This is a genomic window from Pseudoblastomonas marina (genome assembly GCF_014641655.1).
In the GTDB taxonomy this organism is placed as follows: domain Bacteria; phylum Pseudomonadota; class Alphaproteobacteria; order Sphingomonadales; family Sphingomonadaceae; genus Alteriqipengyuania_A; species Alteriqipengyuania_A marina.
On the sequence record NZ_BMID01000001.1, the window covers coordinates 1,736,073 to 1,755,425 of the forward strand.

At 65.3% G+C, this 19,353-nt stretch carries 21 protein-coding genes and 1 tRNA gene; 15 read left to right on the forward strand and 7 right to left on the reverse strand.

Annotation, left to right across the window (positions count from 1 at the left end):
• The first annotated feature begins 55 nt into the window (after positions 1-55).
• From IEW49_RS08530 to IEW49_RS08570, 9 genes are all read left to right on the forward strand, one after another.
• Positions 56-562 (forward strand): DNA-deoxyinosine glycosylase, encoded by a 507-nt coding sequence (locus tag IEW49_RS08530; protein WP_188642272.1) that lies wholly within the window; start codon positions 56-58, stop codon positions 560-562.
• 38 nt (positions 563-600) lie between these two features.
• Positions 601-747 carry an isopropylmalate isomerase gene (locus IEW49_RS08535; RefSeq protein ID WP_188642273.1) on the forward strand — a complete coding sequence of 49 codons (147 nt, stop codon included), beginning with the start codon at positions 601-603 and terminating at the stop codon, positions 745-747.
• 13 nt (positions 748-760) lie between these two features.
• Complete coding sequence (locus tag IEW49_RS08540) at positions 761-1,759, forward strand: NADPH:quinone oxidoreductase family protein (RefSeq protein ID WP_188642274.1); 999 nt, start codon at positions 761-763, stop codon at positions 1,757-1,759.
• A gap of 58 nt (positions 1,760-1,817) precedes the next feature.
• Entirely contained in the window at positions 1,818-2,141 is a 324-nt protein-coding gene (locus IEW49_RS08545) for a DUF1476 domain-containing protein (protein ID WP_188642275.1), read from the forward strand.
• 4 nt (positions 2,142-2,145) lie between these two features.
• On the forward strand, positions 2,146-2,379 hold the full coding sequence (locus tag IEW49_RS08550) for a BolA family protein (protein ID WP_188642276.1): 234 nt from the start codon (positions 2,146-2,148) through the stop codon (positions 2,377-2,379).
• Between the two features lie 32 nt (positions 2,380-2,411).
• Positions 2,412-2,741: a Grx4 family monothiol glutaredoxin gene (gene grxD, locus IEW49_RS08555; RefSeq protein WP_188642277.1), complete on the forward strand. Its 330-nt coding sequence runs from the start codon at positions 2,412-2,414 to the stop codon at positions 2,739-2,741.
• Positions 2,742-3,010: 269 nt separating this feature from the next.
• Complete coding sequence (locus IEW49_RS08560; RefSeq protein ID WP_188642278.1) at positions 3,011-3,793, forward strand: NUDIX hydrolase; 783 nt, start codon at positions 3,011-3,013, stop codon at positions 3,791-3,793.
• A gap of 110 nt (positions 3,794-3,903) precedes the next feature.
• Positions 3,904-4,821, forward strand: a complete 918-nt coding sequence (locus tag IEW49_RS08565; RefSeq protein ID WP_188642279.1) for an ABC transporter ATP-binding protein — start codon at positions 3,904-3,906, stop codon at positions 4,819-4,821.
• A complete protein-coding gene (locus IEW49_RS08570) occupies positions 4,818-6,299 on the forward strand; it encodes an ABC transporter permease (protein ID WP_188642280.1) in 1,482 nt (493 codons plus the stop codon). Before IEW49_RS08565 ends, IEW49_RS08570 begins: the two co-directional genes overlap by 4 nt.
• A gap of 31 nt (positions 6,300-6,330) precedes the next feature.
• Here the strand turns inward: IEW49_RS08570 and IEW49_RS08575 are convergent, their stop codons facing one another.
• The 5 genes from IEW49_RS08575 to IEW49_RS08595 form a co-directional block, all read right to left on the reverse strand.
• Positions 6,331-7,494: a glycosyltransferase gene (locus tag IEW49_RS08575; protein WP_188642281.1), complete on the reverse strand. Its 1,164-nt coding sequence runs from the start codon at positions 7,492-7,494 to the stop codon at positions 6,331-6,333.
• Between the two features lie 39 nt (positions 7,495-7,533).
• Positions 7,534-8,139, reverse strand: coding sequence for a DNA repair protein RecO (gene recO / locus IEW49_RS08580; RefSeq protein WP_188642282.1), 606 nt, complete (start codon positions 8,137-8,139; stop codon positions 7,534-7,536).
• Positions 8,140-8,156: 17 nt separating this feature from the next.
• On the reverse strand, positions 8,157-8,408 hold the full coding sequence (locus tag IEW49_RS08585) for an accessory factor UbiK family protein (RefSeq protein ID WP_188642283.1): 252 nt from the start codon (positions 8,406-8,408) through the stop codon (positions 8,157-8,159).
• A 32-nt stretch (positions 8,409-8,440) separates the two neighbouring features.
• Entirely contained in the window at positions 8,441-8,992 is a 552-nt protein-coding gene (locus tag IEW49_RS08590) for a TspO/MBR family protein (RefSeq protein WP_188642284.1), read from the reverse strand.
• Between the two features lie 62 nt (positions 8,993-9,054).
• Positions 9,055-9,843, reverse strand: coding sequence for a TlyA family RNA methyltransferase (locus tag IEW49_RS08595; RefSeq protein ID WP_188642285.1), 789 nt, complete (start codon positions 9,841-9,843; stop codon positions 9,055-9,057).
• A 63-nt stretch (positions 9,844-9,906) separates the two neighbouring features.
• Here IEW49_RS08595 and IEW49_RS08600 point away from each other — a divergent pair, with 63 nt between their 5' ends.
• Both IEW49_RS08600 and IEW49_RS08605 read left to right on the forward strand, forming a co-directional pair.
• A complete protein-coding gene (locus IEW49_RS08600; protein ID WP_188642286.1) occupies positions 9,907-10,476 on the forward strand; it encodes a hypothetical protein in 570 nt (189 codons plus the stop codon).
• 743 nt (positions 10,477-11,219) lie between these two features.
• Positions 11,220-12,317, forward strand: a complete 1,098-nt coding sequence (locus tag IEW49_RS08605) for a branched-chain amino acid aminotransferase (RefSeq protein ID WP_188642287.1) — start codon at positions 11,220-11,222, stop codon at positions 12,315-12,317.
• Here IEW49_RS08605 and IEW49_RS08610 read toward each other — a convergent pair.
• Together IEW49_RS08610 and IEW49_RS08615 are read right to left on the reverse strand one after the other, a co-directional pair.
• Positions 12,314-13,324, reverse strand: coding sequence for a sensor histidine kinase (locus tag IEW49_RS08610; protein WP_188642288.1), 1,011 nt, complete (start codon positions 13,322-13,324; stop codon positions 12,314-12,316). The two genes, IEW49_RS08605 and IEW49_RS08610, sit on opposite strands and share 4 nt — an antisense overlap.
• 71 nt (positions 13,325-13,395) lie before the next feature.
• Positions 13,396-14,403: a DNA topoisomerase IB gene (locus IEW49_RS08615; protein WP_188642289.1), complete on the reverse strand. Its 1,008-nt coding sequence runs from the start codon at positions 14,401-14,403 to the stop codon at positions 13,396-13,398.
• Between the two features lie 162 nt (positions 14,404-14,565).
• Here IEW49_RS08615 and yghU point away from each other — a divergent pair, with 162 nt between their 5' ends.
• From yghU to IEW49_RS08635, 4 genes are all read left to right on the forward strand, one after another.
• Positions 14,566-15,405, forward strand: a complete 840-nt coding sequence (yghU, locus tag IEW49_RS08620) for a glutathione-dependent disulfide-bond oxidoreductase (protein ID WP_188642290.1) — start codon at positions 14,566-14,568, stop codon at positions 15,403-15,405.
• Positions 15,406-15,548: 143 nt separating this feature from the next.
• Positions 15,549-15,623: transfer RNA gene (locus IEW49_RS08625), tRNA-Gln, on the forward strand.
• A gap of 180 nt (positions 15,624-15,803) precedes the next feature.
• A complete protein-coding gene (locus tag IEW49_RS08630) occupies positions 15,804-18,335 on the forward strand; it encodes a putative bifunctional diguanylate cyclase/phosphodiesterase (protein ID WP_188642291.1) in 2,532 nt (843 codons plus the stop codon).
• Between the two features lie 218 nt (positions 18,336-18,553).
• Complete coding sequence (locus tag IEW49_RS08635) at positions 18,554-19,339, forward strand: hypothetical protein (protein ID WP_188642292.1); 786 nt, start codon at positions 18,554-18,556, stop codon at positions 19,337-19,339.
• Positions 19,340-19,353: the final 14 nt, after the last annotated feature.

Genomic DNA, 19,353 nt, shown 5'->3' on the forward strand with positions numbered 1-19,353 from the left:
ACCGGTTGCGTTTCCATGACACCATGCGGATTTTGCGACGAAAGGAGGGAAACCGTTGCCCGAAGACAACGCACCTGGCCGCAAGCTCGGCTTCGAACCGGTGGTCGACCGCCGAACGCGCGTGCTGTTGCTCGGTAGCCTGCCGGGCGAATCCTCGCTCGCGGCGCAGCGTTACTACGCGCATCAGGCGAATCGTTTCTGGCACCTGGTCGGCAAGGCGATCGGCGAGGACCTCGCCACGCTCGATTACGAAGCGCGGCTCGCGCTGTTGCTCGCGCGCGGGATCGGCTTGTGGGATACGGTCGACAGCGCGCACCGCAGCGGGAGCCTCGACAGTGCGATTCGCGATGCCCGTCCGACCGACCTATCCGGCCTGGCCGCAACCCTTCCCGCCCTGCGGATGATCGGCTTCAACGGAGCGAAGTCGGCTGCGCTAGGCCGCAAGGCGATCGGGACGACCGATATCGCGTTGGTCGACCTGCCGTCGAGCAGCCCCGCCTATGCCGCGATGCCACTAGCCGAAAAGGAAAAACGCTGGGCCGTGATCGCCGACCATCTCTAGCCTTGCGAGGCCCGGCCTGCGCTTTCATAAGGCCGGGAATGACGAGCAAACTCAAAGGACCGGCAGCCATTGGCGCCGCCATCGGATCCGCCGCCATCGCCGCGGCGCTGCTTTACACCAACAAGCGCAAGAGCAAGGCCAACAAGCCCAAGGCGCCGGACGTCGTCCCGCCCGAAACCGATTGAGGGAGACGCGATCATGAAAGCGCTGCGAACGCACGAAGTCGGCGGCCCCGACACGCTCACGCTCGACGAGGTCGAGACCCCCACGCCCGGCAAGGGCCAGGTGCTGGTCGAGGTGAAGGCCTGCGCGATCAATTACCCCGACACGCTGATGATCCGCGACCTCTACCAGTTCAAGCCCGAGCGCCCCTATGCGCCGGGCGGTGAGATTTCGGGCGTGATCGCCGAGATCGGCGAAGGCGTGAGCGGGTGGAATGTCGGCGACCGTGTGATCGCGATGCTCGGCAATGGCGGGCTCGCCGAACAGGTCGCGGTCGAGGCCGCACGCCTGTTCGCGATTCCCGACGGAGTCGATTTTCCCACCGCCGCCTCGATCCTGATGACCTACGGCACCACGATCCACGGGCTGAAGGATCGCGGCGATATCGCCGAAGGGCAGACCGTGCTGGTGCTCGGTGCGGCGGGCGGCGTCGGCCTGTCGGCGGTCGAACTCGCCAAGGCCTATGGTGCGCGCGTCGTCGCCGCGGTTTCGAGCGAGGAAAAGGCCGAGGTCGCGCGCAAGGCCGGTGCCGACGAGGTCGTGATCTATCCCAAGGGCGACATCGACAAGGACGCCTCGAAAGAACTTGCTGGCCAATTCAAGGCTGCCGTCGGACCGCAAGGCGCGGACATCGTCTACGATATCGTCGGTGGCGCCTATTCGGAACCGGCGCTGCGATCGCTCGCGTGGGAGGGCCGGCACCTCGTGATCGGTTTCCCGGCGGGCATCCCCAAGATCCCGCTCAACCTTACCCTGCTGAAGAGCTGCGACATTCGCGGCGTGTTCTGGGGCGCCTTCACCGCGCGCGAACCGGAAAAGAACCGACAGAACATCGCCGAATTGTTCGACCTGCTCGCGGCGGGCAAGATCAACCCGCTGGTATCCGAGACCTTCCCGCTCGAAAAGGGCGGCGAGGCGATCGCCAAACTCGAGAACCGCCAGGCGATCGGCAAGCTCGTCGTGACGATGGATTGACTTGCAGCCACCCGGCGCGCTGCTATGCGGCGGGCGACCCATTCGAGAGGAACAAGCGATGACCGATTTCAAGGACCGCGAGCGCGGCGAGGAAACCAAGTACGCGTTCGACCAGGAAACCCAGTTCAAGATCACCGCCCGCCGCAACCGGCTGCTGGGCCAGTGGGCAGCCGACCAGATGGGCCTGACCGAGGAAGAAACCGACGCCTACGCCAAGGCGGTGGTGCAGGCCGATTTCGAGGAAGTCGGCGACGAGGACGTGATCCGCAAGGTGCTGGGCGACCTCACCTCGGCCGAATGCGACATCGACGAGGCGACCGTTCGCGCCAAGCTTGACGAGTGCGAAGCCGAAGCGCGCCGCCAGTTCATCGAAAGCACCTGATCCGATGGCGATGCAAGCGGACGAGATCGAACGGCTGATCAAGGCCGCCCTGCCCGATGCCGAGGTGACCATTCGCGACCTCGCCGGCGACGGCGACCATTACGCCGCCGACGTCCGCTCGCCCGCGTTCGAGGGCAAGACCCGGGTCGCGCAACACAAGATAGTCTACGACGCGCTGGGTGGCCGGATGGGCGGCGAACTCCATGCCTTGCAACTGACCACCGGGCTTCCCAACTGAAGCCTACACTCAGTTTGCCAAGGGACCGGGACATGTCGGACACCAACCAACGTATCGAAGACGTCGTCAAAAGCCACGACGTCGTCCTCTTCATGAAGGGCACGCCGCTCTTTCCGCAATGCGGCTTTTCCAGCCGCGCCTGCGCGATCCTCGACCATTGCAAGGTCGAATTCGAGAGCGTCGACGTGCTCCAGGACATGGAAATCCGCCAAGGCATCAAGGCCTATTCGGATTGGCCGACCATTCCCCAGCTCTACGTCAAGGGCGAGTTCGTCGGCGGCAGCGACATCATGATGGAAATGTTCGAGGCCGGCGAATTGCAGCAGATGCTCGCCGACAAGGAAGTCGCCAAGGCCGAATAGGCGCACCCGCGCACCGGATACAAAAAAGCCCGCCATTTCGGCGGGCTTTTTCGTTTGGGTGTCAGGGAGGCGGGACCGCGGAGACTTGGGGTTGCAGTCCCGCCTCGAATGACTGCTTGGGTGACGACCTCCATACAAGACCCGTGCCAGTTGCGAGAAATCGTGGATTTGAGGGATTCCTGAACGCGTTAAGCTTGTTGCGTAACCAGCAGGTGTCAAAATCTCCGACAGGCTTGGCAGTGCCACGCGCATCGTCCACCTAACGTCGCATGAGCGAAACCGACGTCCAGCCCTCGCGCCCGGCCGCGACCTGCGTGATCTTCCGCCGCGCCGATAGCGGTCCCGACGAAATCCTGATGCTGCGGCGCTCGAAGGAACTCGAATTCGCCGGCGGTATGGTGGTGTTTCCGGGCGGACGCGTCGACGAGGCCGATCTCGCGCTGGCCGAGACGCTCGGCGCGGCGGATCGCGAGGAGGCCGGCGCGCGCATAGCCGCGATCCGCGAGACCCTAGAGGAATCGGGTCTCGCCATCGGCCTTACCGAGCAGATCAGTGCCGATCGCGCGCAGGCAGCCCGCGCGATGCTCGACGAGATCGGCGCGCTCGAGCCGGTGCTCGCGCATTTCGGCCTCGCGCTCGATCTCGATGCGCTGGTGCCGTTCGCCCGCTGGCATCCGCGCCACGCGCATTTCCGCGTCTACGACACCCGCTTCTACCTTCACGACCTCGGCACCGGCGCGGTCGACGTCGCGGTCGACGAGACCGAGAACACCCGCCTGTTCTGGGCCAGCGCGAAGGAAGCACTCGCAATGATCGCACGAGGTGAGATCGAGGCGATTTTCCCCACTCTGCGCAATCTCGAACGACTCGCCCTGTTCGACGGCTTCGGCGGCGCGCGCGATCAGGCCGAGGGCATCGAGATTCGCGAGATCCGCCCCGCGGTCGAGACCCGCGAGGACGGCAAATGGCTGACGATTCCCGACGACCAGGGTTATCCGGTGACCGAGCAATTGCTTTCCACCGCCGATCGCGGCGGCGGCAAGGGTAAGTAGCCGGGGCAAATAGTTGCCCGTCGAGTGCTGTGGGACCGTGGTCCGGCGTGTCTTGCTCTCGTCATGCTTGTGCGTAAGACCATGCGGACAAGGGGCAAACGGGACTAGACATGAGCATTCTGACGGTCGCTTCGGTCACCAAGACCTTCGCCGACGTGCGCGCGGTCGACGATCTGAGCTTCGCGGTCGAGCCGGGAGAGATCTACGGCTTCCTCGGCGGCAACGGCGCAGGCAAGACCACCACGCTACGGATGGTGCTCGACATCATCCGCCCGACCAGCGGCGCAATCACCGTGCTCGGCGGATCGCCCGACCGCGACAACGCCGCGGGGATCGGTTTCCTGCCCGAGGAACGCGGGCTTTACGGAAATATGAGCGCGATCGACACGATCGTCTATTTCGGGCGGTTGAAGGGCATGGAAGCGGGCGCGGCGCGCAGCGCGGGGCTCGAACTGCTCGATCGCTTCGGCCTCGCCGACCGTGCGAAATCGAACATCTCCGACATGTCGAAGGGGATGGCGCAGAAGGTCCAGCTCGCCGCCTCGCTGGTCAACCGCCCGCGCCTGCTGCTGCTCGACGAGCCGTTCTCCGGCCTCGACCCGGTCAACCAGGGCCTGCTCGAGGAAGAAATCCTGCGCGCCTCGCGGGATGGTGCCGCGGTGGTCTTCTCGACCCACGTGATGCAGCACGCCGAACGGTTGTGCGACCGGCTGCTGCTGCTGCGCAAGGGGCAGAAGCGCTTCGAAGGTACGCTCGACGAGGCGCGCGACCTGCTGCCCTCGCGGATCGATGCGGTGGCCAAGGATACGATCGAAAAGGTCCCCGGGCTCGCCAAGGCCAAGCGCGGCAAGGCGCTGGGCGACGGGTGGCACGAATACACCCTAACCGTCCCGCCCGAGGGCGATGCCGGCGCGGTGCTAGAACACTGCACCGCCAACAGCGTGCCGCTGCGGCAATTCGCCGAACAGCGCGCGAGCCTGCACGAGGTATTCGTCCAGCTGGTCGGTGACGAGGGAGTCGAACGATGAACAATATCCTGCTCGTCGCACGGCGCGAGTTCCGCCAGATCGTCCAGATGAAGAGCTTCTGGGTCACGCTGCTGCTGATCCCGATCGCGCTCGCGCTCGGTCCGATCGTGGCCGACTCGCTCGACGAGGACGAGGCGACCAAGGTGATGCTGGTCGATCGCTCGGGCGGCGCCATCGCCGCCACGATCGAAGAGCGTTTCGCGCTCGAGGAGGATCGTACCGCCCTCGCCCGCCTGGCGCGCTATGTCCGCCGCCACGGGCTCGAACGCGCCGATCCGGACGCGCCATGGACCCAGTACGACCGCTGGTACACCGAGGCCGATATCGCCAGCTTCCGCGAAGCCGGCGGGATCGAAGGTGCGCTCGAAAGGATCGACGCGGCGAAGGAGGAGGACACCCCCGAATTCGAACCGGGCGAGCCGAACTATCAATTCGTCGAGGCCCCTGATGCGCTCGCCACCGCCGAGGGCGAGGCGCTCGAAGCCGCAGTCGAGGACGTGATCGATCCCGACGAGGGCGACGAGGAAGCATCCTACGTCGTGCTGGTCGACGAGAACTACGAACAACGCCCGGTCGTACGGCTGTGGTCGAACGATACCCCGCGCACCAGTTTCGTCACCACGTTGCAGGACGTGCTCACGACCGATCTGCGCGGGCGGCTGCTGACCGCCGACGGCCTCTCGCCCGAACGCGCTGCTGCGGTCCAGGCCGCCCAGCCCGCGATCGCGGTGACCACGCCCAAGCCCGGCGACGGCGCGCGCGAGGCGCTGCTGGTGCGCTCGATCGTGCCGCTGGCGCTCGCCTATATCCTGATGATGAGCCTGATGCTGTCGGGCAGCTGGATGCTGCAAAGCTCGGTCGAGGAACGCTCGAACAAGCTGCTCGAAAGCCTGCTCGCCTGCGTGCGTGCAGAGGAGCTGATGTGGGGCAAGCTGATCGGCACCGTCGCGGTCGGCCTGTCGATGATCCTCGTCTGGGCGATCTTCGCCGGAATCGCGGGCTTCGCCTTTTCGGGCGCGGTGGCCGATTTCCTGCGGCCCGCGCTCGAACCGGTCAGCGATCCGCTCATCATCCTCGCGATCCTCTATTTCTTCGTCATGGGCTACGTCGCGGTGTCGATCATCTTCCTCGCGATTGGGTCGATGAGCGACACGATGAACGAGGCGCAGGGCTTCCTGATGCCGGTGCTGTTCGCGATCCTGCTGCCGGTAACCTTCGTGATCCAGGCGATCCTCGCGGGCAATTCGGGGCCGATGGTGCAGGCGCTGACCTGGATCCCGCTCTGGACGCCCTTCACCGTGCTCGCGCGGCTGGGCACCGGGATCGAGACTTGGGAAGTGCTCGGATCGGGAGCGCTGCTCGCCGGCTTCGTGGTGCTCGAATTCGTATATCTCGGACGACTGTTCCGAGCGAGCCTGCTCGCCACGGGCCAGAAGCCGGGTCTGAAGGTCTTGGCTGCGAGACTAAAGGGAAGTTGAGCGGGACGGGAGCAGGCCACGCTCCCTTTACTCAATACTTGCCCCAGACGAACCGGCTCGAGAGGGCGAAATTCCACACCGAGCCGATCACGATCCCGGCCAGTGCGGCGACGTATTCGTTGAAATCGTAGCGCACCAGCACCGCCGCGACACCGATATTCGCGAGCAGGCCAATCGAGCAGGTGAGCGCGAACTTGATCCAGCCTGCGACCAACTCGCCGAACCCTGAAAGCCGCTTGTCGGCATAGGTCAGCGCGTTGTTGAGCACGAAGTTGAACGTCATCGCGACCAGCGCGGCGATCGTCTGGCCGACCTCGAACGGGGTCACCACGGTGTTGCGGAAGGTCCCGCCGAAGCTTTCGAGGAACAGCGCCAGCACCACCATGTGGACCACCACGCCCGCCGCGCCGATCGTGCCGAACAGTGCGAAACGGGTCGGGATGATGTGCCCCAGCCACCGATCGTAGAGACCGATGAGGTATTCGAACACGACCGTACGGTCGAGCTTGCTCTCGCCACTTGCGCGTTCTGCGAACTTCAGGGGAAACTCCTTGACCCGGTAGGGCTCGTCTGCGGTCGCCAGGATGTCGAGCAGGATCTTGAACCCGATCCCCGACAGCCGGTCCGCCGTGGCGCGCAGGGTGGCGCTTGGCAGCATGAAGAAACCCGACATCGGGTCGGTCAGTTCCACGCCGGTCAATCTACGGGCCAGCCCGTTGGCCAGGTGCGATCCCTTCTCGCGCGTCGCGCTCGAGAGGCCGGCGGCGCTTCCGCCCTCGACGAACCGGGAACCGACCGCGACCTCCGCCTCGCCGCTGTCCAGCGCAGCGAGCATTTGCGGCAGCAGGTTCGGATCGTGCTGGTGGTCGGCATCCATCACCGCGACATAGGGCGCGGCGGTCGACAGCATCCCCTCGATCGCGGCCGAGGCCAGCCCGCGGCGCCCGATCCGCTGGATCACGCGCACGCGGCGATCCTTCAGCGCCAGTGCGCGCGCCGCGTCGGAAGTACCGTCAGGCGAATTGTCGTCGACGAAGATCGCTTCCCAGCCATCGGGGCCCAGCGCCTGCTCCAGCCGCGCGACCAATGGCGCGAGATTATCGCGTTCGTTGAGCGTGGGCAGCACCACCGCCAGCTTCAGGGCATGGCCCGGGGCAGGAGCTTCTGCGGAGGGAGGGATGGTCTGCGTGGCCATGGAAATCCGGCGTGGCGTTAGCCCAGCGTTGCGAGCATGTTAAGCTCCGATTTGGGCCAGCCGGGCGCGTAGCCGGGCACGTGCGGCGAGCAGGTCTTCGCGCCGTTCGCCCAGCAGGTATTCTCGCAAAGGGGCTTCGAGCCGATCGAGATCGGCGAGAAATCGCGACCAGTCGGCCGGATCGGGCCGCGCGACGCGCCCACCGAAACCGAGTTCGCGCAGCACCAGCAATTCGTAGCCCACCAGCGCCCCGGCCCAGCCGCGTGCGCTCGGCGCGGCGGCGATCGCGGAAAGCAAACCGTCGCAGGCATCGTGCACCGAAGGATAGGGCTGCCGCTCGGGCAGCGCCGCAGCGGTGAGCGCGCAGCACCACTCGATCGCCGCCGCCGGGAGCGGTTCGCCCAGCAGCGGCGCGCGGCTCTCGACCAATTCGACCTTCGCGAAGGGCAATTGCGAAGCCGAACGCGCGCGCAGGTCCAGCGCGACGCGGTTTCCCGGGATCAGGACGGGGCGCAGTACGCGTCCGCGCCCGCCGGCGACATAGCCGGCGACGAGCCCGTGGCTCTCGGTGAGGAAGCGTGCGATCGCCGCGGTCTCGCCATGCGGGCGCGAGGCGACGAGGATGGCGGTCGCGCGCAGCTGCATGGCGCCCTGCTACGCGGTTACTTGCCCGCGAGCTTGGCTTCGAGCGCGGCGAGCTTGGCCTCGAGGATGTCCTGCTTCTCGCGCGCGGTCGCGGCCATCTGCTTGACCGCCTCGAATTCCTCGCGGCTGACGAAGTCGAGCCCGCCGAGCGATTCCTTCAAGCGCTCGCGCGCGCCGTCACGGGCCTCGCGGGTCATCCCCGCAAAGGTGCCCGCCGCCGCGTTGGCGAGCTTCACGAAGTCGGAAATGATCGGGTTTTCGCTTTGCATGCTGCGCAGATGGGCGTTCGCGCGGGACTTGTCTAGATGGCGACGCGCTGCACCGCGCCCGACACTTCGGTCTCCGACGCGTCGGGGTTTTCCTGCCAGAACTGGAAGTTCAGCACGGTCGCGAACAGGACCCATGCGAGATAGGGCAGCAGCAGCAGCCCGGCGAGCTTGCGGATGCGCCAGAACAGCACGACGGTGACGATCACCGCGACATCGATCGCGACAAGCAGCCAGAAGGCCTCGATGATCTTCTGCGCGCCGAAGAACACCGGCGTCCACGCGAGGTTGAGTAGCAATTGCACGAACCACACGCCGAGCGCGAGCTCGCGCCCATAGGCTCCGCGCGCCGAAGCGACCAGCGCGGCGGCAAAGCCGATCATCGCGTAGAGGATCGTCCACACGATGCCGAACACCGCGGGCGGCGGGAACAGCGAAGGCTTGGTGAGGCTCTGGAACCAAGGACTGCCGGCATCGCCGCCGACCTGGCCCGAGAGGTAACCGAGCAGCATCGTCATCGGAACGAGGAACAGTGCCCAGCGCAGCAGCGAGGCGCGTAACTGGCCGGGGGAAGCGATCAGATTCATGACAGTCCTTCTATCGGGCCTTTCGGTCGGTGCGCGCTAGCACAGCGGCGGCGGGGCGCAAATCACGCCGGACCGCTGTCCGGTGAAGGGACATCTCCGGGCGACAAGCGCCCGCGTCGCGCCGCGAGCAGGAACTCGACATTGCCCTCCGGCCCGGTGATCGGGCTCGGCACGATCCCGTCGACGGTCCAGCCCTGCGCCTCGAACCAGGCGCGCGCCTGGTCGCAGACCCGCTCATGCAGCACGGGGTCGCGCACCACCCCGCCCTTGCCGACCTCGTGTCGCGCGACCTCGAATTGCGGCTTGACCAGCACCACCGCGCGGGCATCGGGCGCGACGAGCGCCAGCGGGCGCTCGAGCACCTTGGCAAGCCCGATGAAACTCGCATCGCAAACCACCCAATCGCACGCCCGGTCGATCAGTTCGGGGGTCAGGTGACGCGCATTGGTCTGTTCAAGCACGGTCACGCGCTCGTCGCTGCGCAGCTTCCAGGCGAGCTGGTTGGTCCCGCTGTCGACCGCGAAGACATGGCTCGCGCCCTTGCTCAGCAGCACGTCGGTGAAGCCGCCCGTCGAAGAGCCGATATCCATCGCCACCGCGCCCTTCGGGTCGAGACCGAAGGCGTCGAGCGCGCCCGCCAGTTTGATCCCGCCGCGGCTGACCCAGGGATGGTCGCGCCCGCGCACATCGAGCGCAGCATCCTCGGCGACCTGCTGGCCCGGTTTCTCGATCTTGGTCTCGCCCACGAACACCACGCCGGCCATGATCAGCGCCTGTGCGCGGGTCCGGCTTTCGGCGAGCCCGTGCGCCACAAGCGCCTGATCGACGCGTATTTTCGTCGGCTTGCCCATTTTCGCTGTCGTTTCGGCTCCGGAATGCTTGCGGGCGGGCGATCCCCCTCCCATACCGGATCGATGAAGTCTATTCCCCTGCTCCGCTACACGATCCTTGCCCCCACCGCCGCGCTCGCGCTGGCCGCCTGTTCGCAGCAGGCCGCCCCGCCCTCGCCGACCCCGCCTCCCCCGCCGCCGCCGGTGGTCGAGACACCCGCGCCGGCTCCGGCGCCGGCGCCGACCTATGACGACTGGCGCGACGCACCGAAGACCGCGGGCGCGTGGCGCTCGATCAAGCAGGGGAGCGATCCGGCCTCCGCGGTCTACCAGGCGCCCGGCGGCGAGACGCTGGTCGAAATCCGCTGCGACAATTTGCGCGTCGATATCCGCCGCGCCGGGACGGGGAGCGAGGAATTGCCGATGACCTTCCGCACCGTGCAGGCCGATGGCAGCTTCGGTGCCGACACCCGGACCGCGCGCCCGGTACGTCCGCTGATGTACGAAGCCAGCGTCCCGGCGGTCGATCCGATGCTCGACCGGATCTCGTTCTCGCGCGGGCGCTTCACGCTCGAAGTGCCCGGCCTGCCGACGCTTTACCTGCCGAGCGATCCGGAAATGGTGCGGGTTTTCCAGGAGTGCCGCGCACGTTGATTGCGCGAACGCGATATTCTGACGTGGAAAAAAACTTATTCAAGGGTTGTTTGGCGAACGATCATGACTCACAAAGGGATCACGGTCGGCGCGATGGTAGCCTGAAGGATACCAGCACAAAGGGACCTCCAGGCGCCTGATCCGTCCGAGCCACATGAGTGGCGACTGGCTTACAAGCGCGAAAGGAGGTGATCCGATGTCTCATGGTTCAGCAGGGAGGTCGGTAAGTTTCCGCGCGAGGTACTATCTTTGATCCACCAAGGTAAAAGATAGAGACCTCGTGAAGCGGCGCTGACGGCCGCTGACCATGAAAAGGGCGGCTCCCGCAGATCGCGGGGCCGCCCTTCTCATTTGTGTGGTTACGCCCGAGCATCCGCGCAGGCATCCTCGGTGCTGTTCTCTCCGCTTTGCTCCGAGGCACCTGCGGGCGCCCGGTCGGGCTTGCCTCGGCCTGGTCGGCCTCGGGCGACCGCCTTCGCCGTGTCCGCTTGGCGCTTCATCGCGATGTCCGTCCAGGACTTGCGCGCGGCAGCGCGCACGCGTGCGACCGCACGCCGGCCGTTTGGCCGAAGCCAAGCAGCGCGGATGCGCTGCGCCCGGCGTTTGAGGGCCCCAAACAAAAGACTCCGGATGGGCGAGCGAAACACAAAGACTTTCCCCACCACCTGCACCGCATCCCTTCCCTCCTCTTGTCGAAAATCACCGGCTCGCCTAACCGGCCAACCAAACCCGAGGGAGATACCATGGCCGACGCGCCGGAATACGACATTCGCCATATCGAACACCCCAACCCGGTCCCGTCGGCGACCCGCGAACAGGCGATCGCCGATCCCGGCTTCGGCAAGCTGTTCACCGATCACATGGTCCGGATCGACTGGCACGAGGACAAGGGCTGGCACGATGCGCGGCTGATGGCGCGCGGACCGATCGAACTCGATCCCAGCGCCTCGGTGCTCCACTACGCGCAGGAAATCTTCGAAGGATTGAAGGCCTATCGCCACGCCGACGGCTCGCTGGCGTTGTTCCGGCCCGAGGAAAACGCCCGGCGGTTCAACCGCTCGGCCGCGCGCCTCGCGATGCCCGACCTACCCGAAGAGGCATTCCTCGGCGCGATCCGCGCGCTGGTGCTCAAGGACAGGGACTGGTTCCCGAGCGTCGAGGGCGGCTCGCTTTACATCCGCCCCTTCATGATCGCGACCGAGGCCTTCCTCGGCGTGCGCCCGGCGAAGGAATACGCCTTCATGGTGATCCTTTCGCCCGCCGGCGGCTATTTCAAGTCGGGTGCCCCGGCGATCTCGATCCGCCTGGGCGAGCATTATACCCGCGCCGCGCCGGGCGGGACGGGCTTCGCCAAATGCGGCGGCAATTACGCCGCCAGCCTCGTGCCGCAGGGCGAGGCGCTGGCATCGGGGCACGACCAGGTCGTGTTCCTCGACGCGGTCGAACGCAGGTGGGTCGAGGAACTGGGCGGGATGAACCTGTTCTTCGTGTTCGAGGACGGTCGTATGGTCACCCCGCCGCTGGGCGACACGATCCTCGCCGGTATCACTCGCGACAGCATCCTCACGCTCGCGCGTGAAGAAGGGCTCGACGTGGTCGAGGAACGCTATGCGATCGACCAGTGGCGCGCCGATGCCGAAAGCGGGAAACTGGTCGAGACACTGGCCTGCGGCACCGCCGCGGTGGTGACCCCGGTCGGCAAGGTCACGGCCGAGGATTACAGCTTCGAGATCGGATCGGGCGGTCCGGGTCAGTTGACCCAGAAACTGCGCGAGCGGCTGGTCGGGATCCAGACCGGCACGGTCGAGGACCGCCACGGCTGGATCACCAAGCTCGGCTAGTCCTCGCGCGGGAGCGCGGTCAGCACCATCGTCGCACCGTTTTCGTCGATATGGGACAGGTGCGATGCACGCGCCTGGTGGGCGAAGGCATTGAGCAGGCGGGCGCCGAGGCCGCCGCCCTCGTTCGGGCGCGCGGACGTACCGGCCCCGTCGTCGACGACTGTCGCCGTCCACGCTTTGCCGTCATGGATGAGCGACACCTCGACCGATCCGTCGCGCCCGTCGGCGAAGGCGTATTTGCCGCAATTGGCGATCGCCTCGTTGACATAGAGCCCGATCGCGACCGCAATTTCGCGCGGCAGGGTGACGTCGGCGATATCGCAGTCGAGATCGACCCCGTCGTGCAGTGCGGCGCTCGCCACCCGGCCCGCGAGGTTTTCAAGATAGGGCTTCATCGCCGTTTCGGCGCCCTCCTCCTGCTCGAGCTGGAGGTTCGAATAGGCCTCGGCGAAAGTGCGCACGCGGCGGATCGCATCGTCGAACGCAACATCGAGCCGCGGATCCTTCTCGCGCTTCTTCTGGATCTCGAGCAAGGCGGCGACCAGCGCGAAATTGTTCTTCGTGCGGTGCTCGAGCTCGGCCATCAGCACCTGCTTGCGAGCAAGCTGGTCCTCGGCGAGCTCGGCATTGTTGCGCACCGCGCGGCGAAACGCCTCGGCGAACAGGACCACGACCAGGACGCAGACCGCATTGATCGCCACCCGCGCCGGATCGGTCGGGTCCTCGAAGGCGAAATCTCCCTGGGGGCGCAGCACGAAATACCACGCCCAGCCGAAGGTCAGCACGAAACACGAGATCCCGCCCCGCCACGAGCTGAACAGCGTCGCGATCAGCACCGCCGGGTAGATCATCGCGAAGGGCCCGCTTTCGGGCGCCCACAAGTTCACGAGCGCGCGGATGCCCACCATTGCCCCGCCGCACAGCAGGCCGAACGCGATCTCGGCGAGCTGCCGCCGCGTATCGCTGACATAGCGATCGCCGATATTGAAACGGGCTAGGCGTTGCATGGAAACTGCGGGACCCTTGAAACTGGCAGGCGCTGTAAATCAAAATCTAGCACCTGTCGCATGATTTCAAGTCAGCCAGCGAGCGACAGCAGCTCGGCCGCGCTGGGGGCATGTTCAAGCAGCTCGATCAATGCCCGCTCCTCGCGGCTGTGCCACTTGGTCTTGCGCGGCATGCGCAGCCTGGCGCGCCATTTCTCCTGCCGTCCGACCAGCGCGATCACGGCGGGATGGATGTAGCTCTTGCGCGCCATCGCGGGCGTATTGCCGAGCCGCTCGCCGACCTCGGTCGTCAGCGCCTTGATCGTCAGCTCGCCCTCGGCAGCGGCAAGCTCGCCCAGTCCGATGACGCTCGCATGCCAGGTACGGAAATCCTTCGCGGTGAAGGCCTCGCCCATCGTCTCGCGGAGGTATTCGTTGACGTCGCTGCTATCGATCGGGTGCGGGTCGCCATCCTCGTCGAGGAACTGGAACAGGTGCTGGCCGGGCAGGTCCTGCATCCGCTTGACGAAATTGGCGAGACTGCCGTCGGTGACGCGCATCTCGCGCCGTTTGCCCCCCTTGGCGGTGAAACGAAGCACGAGGCTGCGACCCTTCACCTCGGCATGCTTGCGCCGCAAGGTGGTCGCGCCGAAGCTCTTGTTCTCGCGGGTATAGCCCTCGTTCCCGATCCGAATGCTCCCGGTATCGAGCAGCCGCACCACGCTCGCGAGCGCACGCTCGCGTGTCAGGTTGGGCGAGCGCAAATCCTTCGCCACCCGGTCGCGGATCAGCGGCAGGAGGTTGCCGAAGGCAGCGCAGCGATCGAACTTTTCGCTTTCCTGCTGCGCGCGGAAATCGGGATGGTAGCGATATTGCTTGCGCCCGCGCGCATCGTAGCCGGTCGCGAGGATGTGGCCGTTGGGCGCGGGGCAATACCATTCGTCGGTGTAGGCGGGCGGGAGCGCGATCGCGTTCAATCGGTCCTTCTCCGCCTGGTCGGTGATCAAGCGCCCCTTGGGATCGTAATAGGCGAAGCCGCGCCCCGCTCCCTTGCGCGTGATGCCCGGCATGTCGTCGTCGACATAGATCAGCTTCGTCATCGGGTTGCGTCCCTTCGAAAGAGTCAAACCGCCTTACCGCGCGAGCGGTTCCCCCTGACCTGTCGATCAACGTGATCGCGAAATCGGCCCTTGTGCGCGTAACCCGATGCCCCATCTCGGCCAGACACGGTCGCAGATCGAAACCGAACCAAGGACCCGCCGATGCCCAAAGCCTACACGCCGCCGAAAGTCTGGAAGAACACCGAAAGCGGCGGCAAGTTCGCCAATATCAACCGGCCCACCTCCGGCGCGCGCGAGACGCGCGAGCTGCCGCGCGGCGAGCATGCCTTCCAGCTCTACTCGCTGGCGACGCCCAACGGGGTGAAGGCCTCGGTCATGCTCGAGGAACTGCTCGAAGCCGGCCACGATGCCGAATACGACGCCTACACGATCAATATCGGCGAAGGCGACCAGTTCACCTCGGGCTTCGTCGGCATCAATCCGAACAGCAAGATCCCCGCCCTGCTCGACCTTACCGGCGACGAGGAAGTGCGCGTGTTCGAGAGCGGCGCGATCCTGCTTCACCTGGCCGAAAAGTTCGGTGCCTTCCTGTCATCCGAACATCGCGCCGAAATGCTCAGCTGGCTGTTCTGGCAGGTCGGCAGCGCGCCCTTCATCGGCGGCGGCTTCGGCCATTTCTACGCCTATGCGCCCGAGAAGTTCGAATACCCGATCGACCGCTATTCGATGGAGACCAAGCGGTTGTTCGACGTCGCCGACCAGCGGCTGGGCGAGACGAACTACCTCGCCGGTGACGACTACACGATCGCCGACATCGCGACCTTCCCGTGGTTCGCTCCCTTCGTCGAGGGCACGATTTACAACGACGCCAAGACCTTCCTCTCGATCGACGAATACGAAAACGTCGCGCGCTGGGTGAAGGAGATCGCCGCCCGTCCCGCGGTCAAGCGCGGCCGGATCGTCACCAAGGCCTGGGGCGAGGACGACGAACAATTGCTCGAACGCCACTCCGCCGCCGATTTCGCGGGGAAGAAAATGTAGGTTGCTGGGTGCGGTCAGGCATCCGCCTGACCTCGGTCCCAGGACTCCTCCGCAAGCCATCGACGGATGTCGAGGGCACACCTGAACAATCCTCATCTCGCCCTTCACATCCGCGTCCACCGCGCTATATGGGCGCGCGCTGCTGGGGTGTAGCCAAGTGGTAAGGCAGCGGTTTTTGGTATCGCCATTCGCAGGTTCGATCCCTGCCACCCCAGCCAGCCCTCCTCGATATCGATAGCGGACGCGGGCTGCCCGATTTCGGTGCGAAACGGGCGCGAACCGGCCGCTTGCATGGCGCAGCCGATGGCCCGGTCCGCAGTCGCTACTGCGGCTGGTCTTCGACGGGTGATGTCGCCACGACCATTACGAAGATAAAATTCAATGAAATATTAGGCGCCATGCTTTATCAGGTCGGCATGAGCCTGTTGAATTCCCGGAAATTCCGAGCGAGCTCCAGCGAGGCGGACGCAGGGATCGACCGGAACCAGGTTCGGGCGAAGCCCGACGGAGACGCGGCCAGGCTCCTGCGCATCGCAGTCAAGATATTCGATGCCGCAGGCAGTGCCATCGTCCTGCTCGATCGCCGCGGCGAGCAGTTCGAAAGTATCCACGGAGGGGAACGAGGCAGGCGCGCCGAGATCGTCGCGCTCTGTCAGCGGGCCATTGGCTCCGGCGAAAAGGCGGTGGTGCGCGAAAGGGCTGAGGCCGAAGGGGCATGCCTCCAGCCCGGCTCCAAAGAATCGGGCCACCGGCTTCTTTCGACCGCCGTCCCGCTGTTCGATTGCGCGGACAAGTGCGTGGGCGCACTGTGCGTGTTCGGGCACCCCGAAATCCCGCTGTCGACCGAACTGTCCTGCTGGCAGGACCTGCAGGCGCTTGCCAGGTCGTCGATCCGAAACCGGCCCGGCGCAACGCTCGACCGCATCGTCAGGGAATTCGCATCGGTCACGTCCGACGCCATCCTGGCGGCCGACCATGCCGGCAGGATCCTCTTCTGCAATCCTGCGGCCGAGCGCATGTTCGGCCAATCCGCAACCGACATCGTCGGCCGCCAATTCTCCGCGCTTTTCCCTGATTGCCCGTCGCGCAGCGATAGGTGGGGCGCGTTCGAACCCTCGGCTTCGAACGACGGCTTCGTCGAGCGAGAGGCACTGCACGCCGACGGATCGCGGTTCCCAACCGAATTGTCGTTTGCGAGTATCGGCGAAGCGGATGAGCGGATCGGGTTTGCATCGATCATCAGGGACATCAGCGTCCGCAAGCGGCTCGAAGCGGAAAAACGGCACGCGGTCACGCTGCTCGACACGATCGTGAAAAACCTGCCGGCGATGCTGTTCGTCAAGGACGTGGCGACACGCGAATACGTGTTCGTGAACCCGGCTGCCGAACGACTGATCGGCCGTCCGGCGAAAGACATCATCGGCCGAACCGACCGCGAGCTGTTCCCCGATCAGGGCGCAGACTACGAGGCCCGCGACACGCAGGCGATCGCGCTCGCGGCCCCCTTCACCTTCGAGGGACAATTCGTGCGCGACGACGGCGAAACCGCCAATGTCCGGACCAAGCGCGTGATCATGGACAGCGCGGACGGTGAATCGCGCTACATCCTCGGCCTGTCCGAGGATGTCAGCGAGACCCGCAGGGTCGAGGCCAAGGTCCTCCAGCTCGCAAGGTACGATGCCCTGACCGGGCTCTACAACCGGTCGCACCTCACCGAGATCATGCACGACCTGGTCAATGCGAAGGCACCCTTCACGCTCCTAAGCATCGATCTCGACCGCTTCAAGGCGATCAACGACCAGTTCGGACACCTTGTCGGCGACCGGGTCCTGAAAATGGTAGGAGAACGCCTGCAGGCGATCGTCGGGTCGGACAACCACATCGCCCGGATCGGCGGTGACGAGTTCGCGGCGATCATCGAGGGTGCGGATTGCGAAGCGCAGGCAATAGAGTTGGCGCAACGCGCGATCGATGATCTCGCGCGCCCGTTCGAGGTCGACAACCGGAACTGCTATATCGGAACGTCGATTGGCATGGTCGGCTTTCCGCATGACGGAAAGACCACCGACGAACTCAGGGGAAATGCCGACCTGGCACTGTATCGGGCCAAGGCCGACGGTCGCGGCACCTATTGCGTGTTCGATTCGAGAATGGATGCGGTGCTGAAGGACCAGCGCGAGCTCGAAACCGAATTGCGCGAAGCCATCGCGAATGGCGAGATTTCCCTCGAATTCCAGCCCGTATACTCGGTCGAGGACTGGTCGATAGTCAGCGCAGAAGCGTTGGCGCGCTGGAACCACCCCACCCGCGGCCCGATCTCGCCCGAGACGTTCATTCCGCTGGCGGAGGAATGCGGACTAATCGGGGAGCTCGAAGCCCAGGTCCTGCAGCAGGCCTGCGAGGCGGCATTGCAGTGGCCGTCGCATATCTGCGTCGCGGTCAATCTTTCGCCGCTCCAGTTCCACTCGGGGAGCCTGCCAAGCCGGGTCATCGATACGCTGGAATCCACGGGCTTTCCCCCCGAACGTTTGCAGATGGAAGTGACCGAAAGCCTCCTGATTCAGGATGTCGATCGGACCTTCGAGCAGCTCGAGGCCTTGCGTGCCCACGGCATCCAGGTGCTGCTCGACGATTTCGGCGTGGGCTATTCCTCGCTGAGCTATTTCCAGCGTTTCACCTTCGACCGGGTCAAGATCGACCGGTCCTTCGTCAACGAAATCGATCGATCGCACACCGCGAAGGCGATCGTCGAAGCGATCGTTCGGCTGGGCCGAAAATTGCAGATGGGCGTGGTGGCCGAGGGGGTGGAAACCGAAGAACAGATGCATGTGCTCAGCGCGATGGGCTGCACGCACCTGCAGGGTTATTTCCTGAGCCGCCCGGTGAATTCGAAGCTGGTGTCCCGCGCGTCGCTCCAGAACGTCGCCTAAGTCCTGCCCGACTATTGCGCGGTATGCGGCGCGTATCACCGCCGCGGACGGCGATGCTCGGTCTTCAATCCAGACCGGACTGAAAGTCCCCAACTGGCCGGTTGCGGGGATTAATCGCGCTCGCCATCGCCTTGAACATCCACTGCCGAGCGAATTCGGTTTGCCGTTTCGCTGCGCCGGTTCGCATCACCGGGCCTCCACCAATCAGGAGGCGATCAATGTCAGACAAGAGCAAGCAGGCGCTGGATTTCGTGCGAAGCGTCGAACTCCCGCCCGAAGACAAGGCATTCGACCGCGCGATCGCGCGGGCACGCGATGATGTCGGTCCGATGGCCGACGATCCCGAGGGCGATGAAACCGCTTCGGTGGTCGGCGGGAGCCTCGCCTCGTTCACCGCCAATCTGACCGGCCAGAACCGGTCCGACACCAAGAATGCGACGCTGTTTGCGCAACTGGCGGCCGATGCCGCGTTCGACCGCCAGTCGCAGCCGATGGAATGGTACCACCAGTATGTCGAGGTCCTGAGCCAGATCGGGTGGAACCGCCCCGGCTTCAACTTCAGCAGCTACACTTCGGGCGGCACGACCGTGCAGCTCGACCAGGCGGTGCTGACGATCCTCGGCGGCCTCGCGACCGCGAACGAGATCGCGATGGTCGCCGCCACGATGGAGGCGCTCAAGGAAATGAGCGACGATTCCAAGCAGATGACCGTTTGGGATTCGAAATCGAGTGACGGTTCCAAGGGCAATTTCCAGATCCTGCCCTGTACCCGCGAGGACAATGGCGATGTCGCAATGATCCTGACGGGCATGCAATTTACCGCGCACCATTCGGAAAAGCGCTTCCTGTGGTTCAGCTGGAGCTCGGATTCGATCAAGATCGTACAGGCCGCCGCGCGCTTCGTTCTCAACGAGGATATCTACAAGGAGGTCCGCAAGGCGATCGTCGAGCGCCTCGGCGAGCGGGCGACCAAATACGTTGCCGAAATCCCGCTCGGTGACTGACCGCCGGATCGAGC

Bases quoted from the DNA above. Each gene is read 5' to 3' on its own strand.
- IEW49_RS08545 (WP_188642275.1), top strand. From the start codon at position 1,818: ATGACCGATTTCAAGGACCGCGAGCGCGGCGAGGAAACCAAGTACGCG.
- IEW49_RS08595 (WP_188642285.1), bottom strand. From the start codon at position 9,843: ATGGGCAAGCCGACGAAAATACGCGTCGATCAGGCGCTTGTGGCGCAC.
- IEW49_RS08550 (WP_188642276.1), top strand. From the start codon at position 2,146: ATGGCGATGCAAGCGGACGAGATCGAACGGCTGATCAAGGCCGCCCTG.
- IEW49_RS08570 (WP_188642280.1), top strand. From the start codon at position 4,818: ATGAACAATATCCTGCTCGTCGCACGGCGCGAGTTCCGCCAGATCGTC.
- recO (WP_188642282.1), bottom strand. From the start codon at position 8,139: ATGCAGCTGCGCGCGACCGCCATCCTCGTCGCCTCGCGCCCGCATGGC.
- IEW49_RS08535 (WP_188642273.1), top strand. From the start codon at position 601: ATGACGAGCAAACTCAAAGGACCGGCAGCCATTGGCGCCGCCATCGGA.
- IEW49_RS08540 (WP_188642274.1), top strand. From the start codon at position 761: ATGAAAGCGCTGCGAACGCACGAAGTCGGCGGCCCCGACACGCTCACG.
- IEW49_RS08590 (WP_188642284.1), bottom strand. From the start codon at position 8,992: ATGAATCTGATCGCTTCCCCCGGCCAGTTACGCGCCTCGCTGCTGCGC.
- yghU (WP_188642290.1), top strand. From the start codon at position 14,566: ATGCCCAAAGCCTACACGCCGCCGAAAGTCTGGAAGAACACCGAAAGC.
- IEW49_RS08600 (WP_188642286.1), top strand. From the start codon at position 9,907: ATGAAGTCTATTCCCCTGCTCCGCTACACGATCCTTGCCCCCACCGCC.
- IEW49_RS08635 (WP_188642292.1), top strand. From the start codon at position 18,554: ATGTCAGACAAGAGCAAGCAGGCGCTGGATTTCGTGCGAAGCGTCGAA.
- IEW49_RS08560 (WP_188642278.1), top strand. From the start codon at position 3,011: ATGAGCGAAACCGACGTCCAGCCCTCGCGCCCGGCCGCGACCTGCGTG.
- IEW49_RS08610 (WP_188642288.1), bottom strand. From the start codon at position 13,324: ATGCAACGCCTAGCCCGTTTCAATATCGGCGATCGCTATGTCAGCGAT.
- grxD (WP_188642277.1), top strand. From the start codon at position 2,412: ATGTCGGACACCAACCAACGTATCGAAGACGTCGTCAAAAGCCACGAC.
- IEW49_RS08585 (WP_188642283.1), bottom strand. From the start codon at position 8,408: ATGCAAAGCGAAAACCCGATCATTTCCGACTTCGTGAAGCTCGCCAAC.
- IEW49_RS08565 (WP_188642279.1), top strand. From the start codon at position 3,904: ATGAGCATTCTGACGGTCGCTTCGGTCACCAAGACCTTCGCCGACGTG.
- IEW49_RS08630 (WP_188642291.1), top strand. From the start codon at position 15,804: ATGCTTTATCAGGTCGGCATGAGCCTGTTGAATTCCCGGAAATTCCGA.
- IEW49_RS08615 (WP_188642289.1), bottom strand. From the start codon at position 14,403: ATGACGAAGCTGATCTATGTCGACGACGACATGCCGGGCATCACGCGC.
- IEW49_RS08575 (WP_188642281.1), bottom strand. From the start codon at position 7,494: ATGGCCACGCAGACCATCCCTCCCTCCGCAGAAGCTCCTGCCCCGGGC.
- IEW49_RS08605 (WP_188642287.1), top strand. From the start codon at position 11,220: ATGGCCGACGCGCCGGAATACGACATTCGCCATATCGAACACCCCAAC.